This is a genomic window from Clostridioides sp. GD02367, from assembly GCF_045900275.1.
Lineage (GTDB): Bacteria > Bacillota > Clostridia > Peptostreptococcales > Peptostreptococcaceae > Clostridioides > Clostridioides difficile_A.
Map to the genome: position 1 here is coordinate 190,325 of NZ_JBJODK010000005.1, position 12,626 is coordinate 202,950.

Sequence of the window (12,626 nt, forward strand, 5' to 3'; positions counted from 1 at the left end):
ATAATAATTTAGAGGAAAGCTCTAAAAATAAACAAATTAAGGGTCTTAACAGTAGTGATTTTATGTTAAGGAGGTATAAAGAAAGTTGAAAACAATAGTTAGAAGACTTATTCTCTACGCAGATGGAATGCGACCTACCCAAATAATGGTATCTGGGTTTGCAGCGATTATTGTAATTGGAGCATTGTTGTTGACACTCCCGATAGCGTCGCAGAGTAGAGAAAGTATAGGGTTATTGAATGCTCTATTTACGGCTACCTCAGCGGTTTGTGTCACTGGTCTAGTTATGGTAGATACGGCAACTTATTGGAGTTTATTTGGACAGATAGTTATAATAACGTTGATACAAATTGGTGGACTTGGATTTATGACTGTAGCCACAATGTTTTCACTTATGGCACGAAAAAAAATACAACTAAGAGAAAGGTTATTAATACAAGAATCACTGAATCAAGCTGATTTGTCAGGTCTTGTAAAACTTACAAGATTTGTATTAATAATAACCATAACAATAGAAGGAATAGGTGCATTGATTTTATCAACTGTCTTTATTCCGCAATTTGGTTTATCTAGAGGAATATGGTATAGTGTATTTCACGCAATATCAGCGTTTTGTAATGCCGGATTTGATTTAATGGGAAGTGTAAGTGGACCATTTACATCACTAAATTCATATGTAAATAACTTCACAATATCAATGACTATTTCTACACTTATAGTGTTTGGGGGGCTAGGATTCCCAGTCGTGCTTGATATTGTAAGAAAAAGAAGATTATCAAAATTAAATGTGCATTCTAAAGTTGTCTTATTTTCAACTGCGACACTTATTATAGTAGGTGCATTATTCATTTTTATTATAGAATTTAATCAAAAAGCCACTATGGCGGACTTGCCTTTAAAGGGAAAAGTATTATCAGCAATATTTCAATCAGTAACGGCAAGAACTGCTGGATTTAATACACTTGATTTAGCTACTTTACAAGAAAGTAGTATATTTATAATGATAATTTTGATGTTTATTGGAGCATCACCTGCATCTACTGGTGGAGGTATAAAAACTACAACACTGGCTGTTTTGATAATTACTGTTAGAAGTTTTCTATCAGGAAAATCAGATATAGAAGCCTTTGAAAGAAGATTAGCTCCAGCAACTATAAAAAAATCTCTGGGTATATTTGTAATTAGTATATCAGCAGTTATTTTTGGAACTTTGATTATTTCAATAACTCAGCCTAATTTTACATTAGTTCAATCAGCATTTGAGGTTACATCAGCACTTGCTACAGTAGGTTCAAGTTTAGCTGGAAGTCCAAACCTAAATGCTTTAGGAAAGATTATAATAATAATCTTTATGTTTATGGGTAGAGTTGGTTCTCTTACTTTATTTATGGCAATACTTTCTGGAGGTAGAAGAAAGAGCCAACCAGTCAGATATGCAGAAGGCAAGATTATGGTTGGTTAAAATATAAATTTATTAGTAAAGTAGTGGAATTAGATATAGTAGTGTGAACAAATAAGTTTGATTAATAAATAAAACATAAATTAAATTAATATATGTATATATAAAAATTATACGTTATATATAAAATTTATATGCATAATAAGTAATTTAAATGATATTATACAAATTGTGTATTAGGGAGGAAGTTTCGAGATGAAGCAATATATAGTCATTGGGTGTGGGAGATTTGGAAGCTCTGTTGCATCTACTATGCATCTTTTAGGACATCAAGTAATGGCAATAGACAAAAATGAAGATTCAGTTCAAAGTGTATCTGATAAGGTAACTCACTCACTTATAGTAGATGTTACTGATGAACAAGCATTAAGATCATTAGGTTTAGGTAACTTTGATGTGGCAGTAGTTGCAATAGGTTCTGATATAAGAGCATCTATAATGGCGACTCTTATAGCTAAAGAGATGGGTGTAGAGCTGATAATATGTAAGGCAAAGGATGAATTACAAGCTAAAGTACTTTATAAAATTGGTGCAGATAGAGTTGTATTCCCAGAAAGAGATATGGGAGTAAGAGTTGCACACAATTTAGTTTCTGATAACATATTAGACCATATAGAGCTTGACCCAGAGTACTCAATTGTTGAAATCGTAACTCCAAATGGTTGGGTTGGTAAGACTTTAGTAGAGCTTGAATTAAGAGCTAGATATGAGATAACTGTACTTGCTATAAAAACAGGTAAAAATATAAATGTTACACCTTCTCCAGATGAAGAACTTACAGCTGGAAGTATTCTAGTTATAATTGGTCAAAATACTAGTATAACAGCCATAACATCTGGAAATAAGGGGATAATTAGAAGAAGATAATTTATTATTTAATATAGATTTAATTGCAATAAAAGTAGATAGTATCATATAATTATGAATAGTTATATGATACTATTTTTATTTAATCAAAAGTAGGATTTGGAAGAGTATGATTTTAATTAAAAGTAAAGTAAGGAGGTTATGCTAAGATAAGTTTAGCATTTAGATAAAATGATTACGAATATAAGCAGTAAGGATAATGAAAAGTTAAAGTATACAAAAGCACTATTGAAGTCAAAAAACAGAAATAAAGAATCAAAGTTCATAGTAGAAGGATATAGAATAGTAGTACTTGCACTTGAATGTGGGGCAAGTCTTGATTATGTATTTATCAATGATGACTTTGAAAATAAGAAGGAACATGTGGAACTATTAGAAGATTTAGATAAAAAACATACAAAGATATATAAGACTAGTAATAAAAACTTTAAGGAACTTATAGATACAGAAAACACCCAAGGTATAATAGGTGTGGTTTCATTTAAAGAAAAAAATTTAAAAGAAAATATAAATAACAAAGATAAATTTGTGTTAATTTTGGACAGAATACAGGACCCAGGAAATATGGGAACTATAATAAGAACTGCTGATTCTGCTGGAGTGGATGCCATAATAGCACTAAAGGGATGTGTTGATATATATAATCCAAAGGTAATTAGGTCGACTATGGGCTCTATTTTTGATATGAATATAATTAATGCCTCTCAAGATGATACTGTGGACATGCTTAAATCATTGGGTTTTAATATAGTTTCAAGCTATCTAAATACAGATAATTTTTATGATAAAATAGATTATGGTTCAAAAGTTGCTTTGGTGATAGGAAATGAAGCTAATGGAATAAATGAAGAACTTGTATCAAAGTCTGATATTTTGGTTAAGATACCTATATATGGTAAAGCTGAGTCGTTAAATGCAGCAATAAGCTCTGCTATATTGATGTATGAAATAAAAAAATACTTGATTTAATGTATTGTAATAAATATAATGTCATGTTATAATCTTGAATTAAATAGTAGAGTATCAAAAATAGTCAATATATTTAAAAAAATAATTGAATTAATTATGTATTAGATGTATATTAAAAATAGTCACATAATTTGAATGGAAATGATATAATACTAAAATAAACAATATAATATTGTAGATACAATGAAAGAGGAAAGTATTTTGATTAAACTTAGTAAAGAGATAAACACCTAGGCTGGGAGTGTTTTCTAAGAGGTCAGGAGAAGTTCCCTCTGGAGTAACAGAGCTGAAACTTGATAGTAGGCTTTGACGTGAAAAACGCGTTAAGTTTGTTAGAGGTGGTTTGATGATTTTTTAATTGTTAAACTACTAGGGTGGTACCGCGAAACTATAGCCTTTCGTCCCTAGACAGGGATTGAGGGGCTTTTTTTATACAAAAAAACGAAAGGGTGATATGTGTGCAAGAAAAATTACTTGCTTTACGTGAAGCAGCTTTAGCTGAAATAAAAGAGGCACAAAGCATAGAAAGTGTAGAAAGTTTAAGAGTTAAGTATTTAGGAAAAAAAGGTGAGATAACTGCCATACTTAAAGAGATGGGAAAATTATCTGCTGAAGAAAGACCAGTAGTTGGTAAGGTTGCTAATGATGTAAGAGAGAATATTGAACTTAGCATAAATTCTAAGAAAGAAGAATTAAATGCTATTGAAAAAGAAAGAAAATTAAAAGAAGAAGTAATAGATGTTACTCAACCAGGAAAAATTCTAAAGGTTGGAAAGAGACATCCAATAACTCAAATCATAGATGAAGTAACAGACATATTTATTGGAATGGGATTCTCTGTAGCAGAAGGTCCAGAAGTTGAGACTGTTGATAATAACTTTGATGCTTTAAATGCTCCTAAAGACCATCCATCAAGAGATATGAGTGATACATTCTATATGAATGATGGTGTATTACTTAGAACTCAAACATCTCCAGTTCAAGTAAGAACTATGAGAAGTCAAGAGTTACCAATAAAAGTAATTGCACCAGGTAGATGCTTTAGATCAGATTCGCCAGATGCAACACATTCACCAATGTTCCATCAGATAGAAGGGCTTGTTGTTGGGAAAGATGTTACTATGGCAGAATTTAAAGGAACTATGGATATCTTCGTTGAAAAATTGTTTGGTTCTGATATCAAAACGAAGTTTAGACCTCACAACTTCCCATTTACAGAGCCAAGTGCAGAAGTTGATGTTACTTGTTTCAAATGTGGTGGTAAAGGTTGCCCAATGTGTAAGTATGAAGGTTGGATAGAAATATTAGGTTCAGGTATGGTTCATCCAAACGTTCTTAGAAATTGTGGAATAGACCCAGAGGTTTACAGTGGATTTGCATTTGGAGTTGGGGTTGAAAGACTTGCAATGCTTAAATATGAAATAGATGATATTAGATTATTATTCGAAAATGATATGAGATTCTTAAATCAATTTTAATTAGGAGGGTATATAGATGTTAGTATCTTTAAAATGGCTTAGAGACTATGTTGATATAGACATGGATGTAAAAGAGTTCGCTGATAAAATGACAATGACAGGAACTAAAGTTGAAACAATAGATTATTATGGTGAAGAGATAGAAAATATATTGGTTGGAAAGATTTTAGAAATAAAACAACATCCAAATGCTGATAAGTTAGTTATAACTAAGGTAGATATTGGAGATAAAGTTGTTCAAATAGTTACAGGAGCTACAAATATATCAGAAGGAGATTATATTCCAGTAGCTATAAATGGTTCTAAATTACCTGGAGGAGTTGAAATCAAACAAACTGACTTCAGAGGTGAATTATCAGATGGTATGATGTGTTCAGCAGCTGAATTAGGCATAGATGAACATTACATTGAAGAGTACAAAAGAGGTGGTATATATATTTTAGACCACGAAGATTCATATGAATTGGGAAAAGATATAAAAGATGTTTTAGGATTAAAAGATGCTTTAATAGATTTTGAATTAACTTCAAATAGACCTGACTGCAAATGTATGATAGGTATAGCTAGAGAAGCAGCTGCAACTATAGGAACAAAAGTAAAATATCCTGAAATTGAAGTAAAAGAAAGTGATGAAGAGATAGACTTCAAAGTTGAAATAGACAATCCAGACTTATGTAGAAGATATTTTGCTAGAATGGTTACTGATGTAAAAATAGAACCTTCTCCATATTGGATGCAAAGAAGACTTACAGAAGCAGGTGTAAGACCTATAAGTAACATAGTTGATATAACAAACTTCGTAATGTTAGAGCTTGGTCAACCACTTCATGCTTTTGATATAAATCAAGTAGAGACTGGAAGAATAGTAGTAAGAACTGCTAAAGATGGAGAAAAACTTGTAACATTAGATGATGTTGAAAGAACATTAGATAAAGATGTGCTAGTTATAACAAATGGAGAAAAATCGCTTGGTATAGCTGGTGTAATGGGTGGTGCTAACTCAGAAATAACTAACAGTACAAAGACTGTACTTTTCGAGAGTGCTAATTTCAAACCAGAAAACATAAGAATGACAGCTAAAAAAGTTGGAATTAGATCAGAAGCATCTTCAAGAAATGAAAAAGATTTAGACCCTAATATTGCAGAGATAGCAGCAAATAGAGCTGTACAACTTGTTGAGATGTTAGGAGCAGGTAAAGTTTTAAAAGGTGTTGTAGATGTATATCCAAATAAACCAGAGCCTAAAAAATTGGTAGTAAATCCTCAAAGAATTAATCATCTTCTAGGTGTAGATGTACCAATGGAACAGTTTGTGGGAATTTTAGAATCATTAGAATTTAAATGTAATTTAATAGCTAATGATAAATTAGAAATAGATGTACCAAGTTTTAGAACAGATATGGAGCAAGAAGCTGATGTATGGGAAGAAATAGCTAGAATTTATGGATTTGAAAACATACCTTCTGTACAATTAGAAGGAAATACAACAGCAGGAATCAAAACTTCAAAACAAAAATTCATGGACTCTTTAAAAGATAATTCAACTGCTGTAGGATTAAACGAAATATTAACATATTCATTTGTAAGCCCTAAGGGAGTAGATAAGATAAGAGTACCAGAAGGTAATGCTAAGAGAAACTTTGTTAAATTACTTAACCCATTAGGAGAAGAAACTTCTGTAATGAGAACTACTTTAATACCAAACATGTTAGATGTTTTATCAACTAATGTATCTCATAAAATAGAAGAAGTATATGCATTTGAGTGTGGACATATATTCATACCACAAGATTCAGAGTTACCTAAAGAAGAAAATAGAATGTGTGTAGGTATGTATGGTAAAGATGTTGATTTCTTTGCATTAAAAGGTGCTATAGAAACAATACTTGTAAATGTAGGATTTAAAGGATATGAAATTGAACCTCAAGATAATAATACTACCTTCCACCCTGGTAGATGTGCTAAAATAGTGTATAATAATAAATATGTAGGTACATTAGGTGAATTGCATCCAGATGTTATAGAAAATTACAATCTAGGTCAAAGAGTTTATGTCGCTGAAATAGATATTGACTTTGTATTTGATAATTCTGATAGAACAAAGAATTATGTACCATTACCAAAATATCCATCTACATCAAGAGATATAGCTCTTATTGTTAAAGAGGATGTATTTGTAAAACAAATAGAAGATATAATAAAGGAAAATGGTCAAGGATTAGTAGAAAGTTACAAGTTATTTGACGTTTACAAAGGTTCTCAAATAGAGGCTGGATACAAGTCAATTGCATATTCAATAACTTATAGAAGTAAGGATAAAACTCTAACAGACGAAGATGTAGCTAAGGTGCATGATAAGATATTAAGTGAATTAAGCGAAAAATTGAATGCTAACTTAAGATCAAATTAACAACTAATGTCGGGGGAGGTTAGGATGAACAAAGTAATGGTTAAAATCCATGGCGTTGAATATCCAATGGTTGGAGATAAGTCAGAGAAGTTTATGATTAGTATTGCTGATTTTGTTGACAAAGAAATGGATAAAATAACACGTCAAAACCCGAAATTAAGCTTATCAGTTGCTGCGATATTAACTGCATTAAATATATCAGACCTTTTATTTGAATGTTCAGATGAGAATGAAAAGTTGATTAAAGCTAATGAAGAATTGAGTAAAAAAGTTGGGGCATCTAATGAAGAACTTCAATTAGAAATCAAGTCTCTAAAGCTTACAATAGCAGAAAAAGAAGCAGAAAGTCGTGAAACTGAGGCTAAGATGAAAGAGTTAATTGATATTATAGAAAATAAAAAGCAAGAAATATTCGAACTTAGTAATACGACAGAAGGTTCTAGAGCCGAGTTAGATGCTTATAAAAGCAAGATTGAGGAACTAAGTGCTCAACTTGAAGAGGCAAATGAGAGAGCTACAATAGCTGAGAATTTAGCTTCTGAGTTTCAAAACAAAGCTTATGATTTACAGCTAAAATGTACAGGGTTAAATAATGATGAAAAAAATGTGAAATAAAATTAAAAGATTTGCTGTCTCTATTGTTTGTTGAGACAGCTTCTTTTAATGTACAAATACAAATATTTATACAGATAAAAGTTTTTTTAATATTAATAAAAAATAGTATCTAAAATAATTTTGATTTGGTATCTATCATTAGAAAGTGAGATGTTTTATATATGACAAGCCAGAGCCAGATGTCTGAATCATTCTTCTTATGTTCTTTATTGGCAATAACAGGAGGATTTTTAGATATTTATACTTATGTAGTAAGAGGAAAGGTCTTTGCCAATGCACAGACTGGAAACATAGTTTTATTAGGGCTTAATATAGCAGAAGGGAATATAAAAAAATCTTTTTATTACTTGATTCCTATTTTGGCATTTATGTTAGGTGTATTTATAGCAGAGAAGATAAGAAAGTACTTTAAAGATAACTCTAAGATTCATTGGCGTCAAGTTATCATTATAATTGAAATGATTACAATACTTGTAGTTTCTTTTGTACCTAGAGGACGATTCAATATGTTTGTAAATGTTGCTATATCTTTTATTTGTTCAATGCAGGTAGAGAGTTTTAGAAAAGTAAATGGAAACAGTTTTGCAACTACAATGTGTACTGGAAATTTAAGAAGTGCTACAGAAACATTATTTCATTATATACAGACCAAGAATGTTTTTATGATAAAAAAGAGTTTGCAGTACTATGCAATTATTGTATTCTTTATATCTGGGGCTATTTTAGGAACTTTTTTTACAAAGATTTTTGTGGAAAAGTCAATCCTAGTATGTTTCTTTATTTTGGCAGTAGTCTTTGGAGTTATGTTTATCAATAAGGATGATTCATTTAACGAAAACTAACTTAGTGTAAATTGATAAAAAATGAGTTATTATTTGATATACTGTATATGGTAAATAGTATATCAAGTTAAATATAGTAAGTAGTGTATAAATTTAATGTAAGTGTGTGTGTTATAGATAATTATATTAATCTAATAAGTATAAATAGAGGAGAAAAATATGAAAAAAATAGAATTACTTGCACCAGTTGGCTCTTTTGATTCATTAAAAGCAGCAGTACAAAATGGAGCAAATGCTGTGTACTTAGGTGGTAAAGACTTTAGTGCAAGAGCATCTGCAAACAACTTTGATAGAAATGAGCTAATTGATGCTGTTAAATACTCTCATATAAGGGGAGTACAAGTTTTTGTCACAGTGAATACATTGATAAAACAGTATGAAATAGAGGATTTTGTAGAATATGTAAAATTTTTATATGATATAGATATTGATGCTTTAATAGTACAAGATATAGGAATGGCAAGGCTTATAAAAAGACTATTACCTGATTTTGAACTACATGCAAGTACTCAAATGGTAGCTCATTCATTAGAAGATGTTAAGTATCTTCAAAGTGTTGGCTTTGATAGAGTTGTTTTAGCAAGAGAATTAAATGTGGATGAGATAAAATGGATTTGTGAGAATACGACTGTAGATATAGAGGTCTTTGTGCATGGGGCTTTATGTGTATGTTACTCAGGTCAGTGCCTTATGAGTAGTATGATAGGGAATAGGTCTGGAAATAGGGGTAGATGTGCACAACCATGTAGACAAAAATATGAGTTGATAGATATAAATACAGGTGAAGTAGTAAAGAGTGATGGAGATTATTTGTTGAGTCCTAGAGATTTAAGTACTATAGAGGAATTAGATAAAATAATTGAAGCAGGTGTATTATCTCTAAAAATAGAAGGAAGAATGAAAAAGCCTGAATATGTAGCTACTGTAGTTTCAGGATATAGAGAAGCAATTAATGAATTTGTAGATAAGAATAAAATAAGTATTTCTGATGAAATAATAAATAATTTGTATACTATATTTAATAGAAAGTTTACAAAAGGATATATACTAGGTGAAGTTGGTAAGGATGTAATGAACTCCAATAGACCTAATAATCAAGGTCTATATGTTGGAAAAGTTTTAGATTACAATAGAAGAAGCAAAAGGCTTAGAGTCATATTAGAAAACACACTTAAAAAAGGTGATGGAATCAATCTAGGTGGAGGTACTATTGGAAGGATAATAAAAGATGGAGATATAACTACAATAGCACATAAAGGCGATTTGATAGAATTAGATTTTGTTGGAGAAGCAAAGAGAAATCAGCTTATATTTAAAACTTCAGATAGTGAGTTGATGGATAGAGTACAAGCTACATTCCAACAAGATAAGGAGTTAATAAAAACTAATATAAAAGCAAAAGCAAGTATTAAACTAGGTAAAAAGCCTGTGCTTTCTATAAGTGATTTCTGTGGGAATACATCAATTGTAGAGGGAGAAAAGATAGTTGAAAAAGCTATAAAAGTAGCTTTAAGCAAGGAGAAAATAGAGACACAAATCCAAAAGCTTGGTAATACTCCTTATACATCAAAAGATATAGAAATTGATTTGGATGAAGGTGTAAGTATGCCTATAAGTGTTCTAAATCAAATGAGAAGAGATTGCATTGAGCTTTTAGACCAAGAAAGAATAAAAATAAAAGGTAGAAAGTTTAAGGAGAATAGATTAAAATACCAACCAGACAGAGTAAATAAACAGAAAAGACTTAATACAGTCCCTAAAATTAGAGTTAAAGTCAAGAACTTAGAGCAATTAGAAGCAGTATTAAAGTACAATGTGGATTTAATTTATTATGAAGATATAAATACATTATCAAAAGCCTTAGAAATGGTATCAAATATTTCTAAAGAATCAATAGTTTCAAATGTAAATAACATAAATACTTCTGGTGAAAAGAGTTCTAGTGTTGAAAATACTGAAAGTAGATTAATATATTCAGTACCACGAATTATTAGAAATAAGGAATATAAGCAATTTGAAACATTAGATAATATAAAAGGAATCAATAAGGTTCAAATTGGTAACTGGGGTTCTATAGAATATTTTAAAGGAAAAGATTTAAATATAGATTGCTATTTAAATGCATTTAATAGTGAAAGTATAAATCACTTCAAAGATGAGGGAGCAGGTACAGTTTGTTTATCACAAGAATTAAATCTAAATGAAATCAAACAAACTTTAAAATATACAGATGTAGAAATTGAAGCAGTAATATATGGATATACTCCTATGATGATTACGGAATACTGCCCTATGGGAGTTGTTGTTAGGGATTGTAAAAAGGACAAGAGAGTTGCTAAATGTAAGGAAAGTAGCTATGCCTTAAGAGATTTTACAGATGCAAGTTATAGAATAACACAAGATATATTCTGTAGAAGTACGATTTACAATTCAAAGGTAACTTGTATGTTGGATAATCTATATGAGTTAGATGAAATTGGAATAGATGTGTTTAGAATAGATTTTACAGTAGAAGATAGTGAGATGGTTAAAAAGGTTATTGAAGCCCATATTGAGGTTTTGAGTAATGATTTTAAGCTTGGAGAAAAGGCTACTAATTTATATAAGAAATTGGATGAAATTGGAACAGTTGCAGGACACTACTATAAAGGTGTAGAATAGATATAATATGAAAAATATACATAAATATATAAATAAACTTAAATTTATGTGTATTAAAATATAAAAATATCATATACATGAAAAAATAGGGGGAATAATGAAAATGAGAGAAGAAGCTTTAGAAATTTTATTTAAGTATTTAGAGACTGATAGAATGAGAAAACATTGTTATGCTGTTGAAGCAGTTATGAGAGACTTAGCTAAAAGATTAGAGCCAGAAAAAGAAGAAGAGTGGGCAGTTGCAGGCCTTTTACATGATTTAGATTCAGATATAGTTGGGAGAAAGCCAGGGGAAATCTGTGAAGGACATGCTACAACAACAGTGGAACTGCTTAAAAAAGAAAACTTTGGTGATGAAGAGATGTATAGAGCAATACTTGGTCATCATGATGGAATGGGAGTTACAAGAACTAGTCTAATGGAAAAAGCTATATATGCAGCAGACCCTATAACTGGTTTTATAACTGCTATAGCGTTAGTTTATCCAGATAAAAAGCTTACTAGTGTAAAAACAAAGTCTGTAATTAAAAGAATGAAAGAAACAAGATTTGCTTCAAATGTAAATAGAGATGCAATGAGAAGTATAGAAGATATAGGGATTCCATTTGATGAATTTGCAGAGCTTTCTCTTAATGCAATGAAGAATATCAGTGATGTTCTTGAGAGTAATGAAAATGAATAATACCAATAATATACGAATAAAAAATAGGAAAAGAAAGTAAGGCGGGATGTATGAAGCTTACAACTATTTGTTATATAGAAAAAGATGGAAAGACTTTAATGTTATATAGAAATAAAAAGAAAGATGATATACATGAAGGTAAATATGTAGGAGTTGGAGGAAAGTTTGAGCAAGGAGAGACTCCTGAAGATTGTGTAATTAGAGAAGTTAAAGAAGAAACTGGGCTTACTCTTAACTCGCTAACATATAAAGGATTGATAACTTTTCCAAAGTTTAAGAATGATGAGGACTGGTACATGTTCTTATATTTTTCAGATGATTTTGAAGGTGACTTATCCGAAAAAGATTTGGATGATTGTAAAGAAGGAAAATTAATTTGGGTAGACAATGATAAAATATTTGACTTAAATATGTGGGAAGGTGACAGATTGTTTTTGAATTGGGCTAAGACTGGTAAGGTTTTTAGTGCAAAGATAATATACAATAACGGAAAATTGGAAGATTATAGTGTAAATTTCTTAACTTAATTTGTATACATATTTTCAATTTAGACTTGATTTGGAGTTAATATTGTTAAAAAAATAAAAATTGACTTAGACAACTATTTGCTTTATACTAAAGTAAAATTTTTAAATGGAGGAAA

Annotated in this window: 10 protein-coding genes and 1 other annotated feature; all 10 genes read left to right on the forward strand. The window is 30.4% G+C overall.

The window, feature by feature from the left end; translation table 11 throughout:
• Positions 1-85: 85 nt before the first annotated feature.
• The 10 genes from Q3223_RS09045 (at position 86) to Q3223_RS09090 (ending at position 12,510) form a co-directional block, all read left to right on the forward strand.
• Positions 86-1,462, forward strand: coding sequence for a TrkH family potassium uptake protein (locus Q3223_RS09045; RefSeq protein ID WP_054269230.1), 1,377 nt, complete (start codon positions 86-88; stop codon positions 1,460-1,462).
• Between the two features lie 192 nt (positions 1,463-1,654).
• Positions 1,655-2,326, forward strand: coding sequence for a TrkA family potassium uptake protein (locus Q3223_RS09050; protein WP_054269231.1), 672 nt, complete (start codon positions 1,655-1,657; stop codon positions 2,324-2,326).
• 171 nt (positions 2,327-2,497) lie between these two features.
• The gene (locus tag Q3223_RS09055; protein ID WP_407811885.1) at positions 2,498-3,295 is read left to right on the forward strand and encodes a TrmH family RNA methyltransferase; all 798 of its coding nucleotides are present in this window, start codon (positions 2,498-2,500) and stop codon (positions 3,293-3,295) included.
• 174 nt (positions 3,296-3,469) lie between these two features.
• Positions 3,470-3,704, forward strand: a binding site (T-box leader).
• Between the two features lie 49 nt (positions 3,705-3,753).
• Complete coding sequence (gene pheS / locus Q3223_RS09060) at positions 3,754-4,773, forward strand: phenylalanine--tRNA ligase subunit alpha (RefSeq protein WP_021383457.1); 1,020 nt, start codon at positions 3,754-3,756, stop codon at positions 4,771-4,773.
• A gap of 16 nt (positions 4,774-4,789) precedes the next feature.
• The gene (gene pheT / locus Q3223_RS09065; protein ID WP_407811886.1) at positions 4,790-7,183 is read left to right on the forward strand and encodes a phenylalanine--tRNA ligase subunit beta; all 2,394 of its coding nucleotides are present in this window, start codon (positions 4,790-4,792) and stop codon (positions 7,181-7,183) included.
• Positions 7,184-7,207: 24 nt separating this feature from the next.
• On the forward strand, positions 7,208-7,798 hold the full coding sequence (gene zapA, locus Q3223_RS09070) for a cell division protein ZapA (RefSeq protein ID WP_054269234.1): 591 nt from the start codon (positions 7,208-7,210) through the stop codon (positions 7,796-7,798).
• 161 nt (positions 7,799-7,959) lie between these two features.
• Entirely contained in the window at positions 7,960-8,640 is a 681-nt protein-coding gene (locus Q3223_RS09075; protein WP_054269235.1) for a YoaK family protein, read from the forward strand.
• Positions 8,641-8,799: 159 nt separating this feature from the next.
• Entirely contained in the window at positions 8,800-11,301 is a 2,502-nt protein-coding gene (locus Q3223_RS09080) for a U32 family peptidase (RefSeq protein WP_284181695.1), read from the forward strand.
• Between the two features lie 97 nt (positions 11,302-11,398).
• Positions 11,399-11,983, forward strand: coding sequence for an HD domain-containing protein (locus tag Q3223_RS09085; protein ID WP_054269237.1), 585 nt, complete (start codon positions 11,399-11,401; stop codon positions 11,981-11,983).
• Positions 11,984-12,033: 50 nt separating this feature from the next.
• A complete protein-coding gene (locus tag Q3223_RS09090; RefSeq protein ID WP_054269238.1) occupies positions 12,034-12,510 on the forward strand; it encodes an 8-oxo-dGTP diphosphatase in 477 nt (158 codons plus the stop codon).
• Positions 12,511-12,626: the final 116 nt, after the last annotated feature.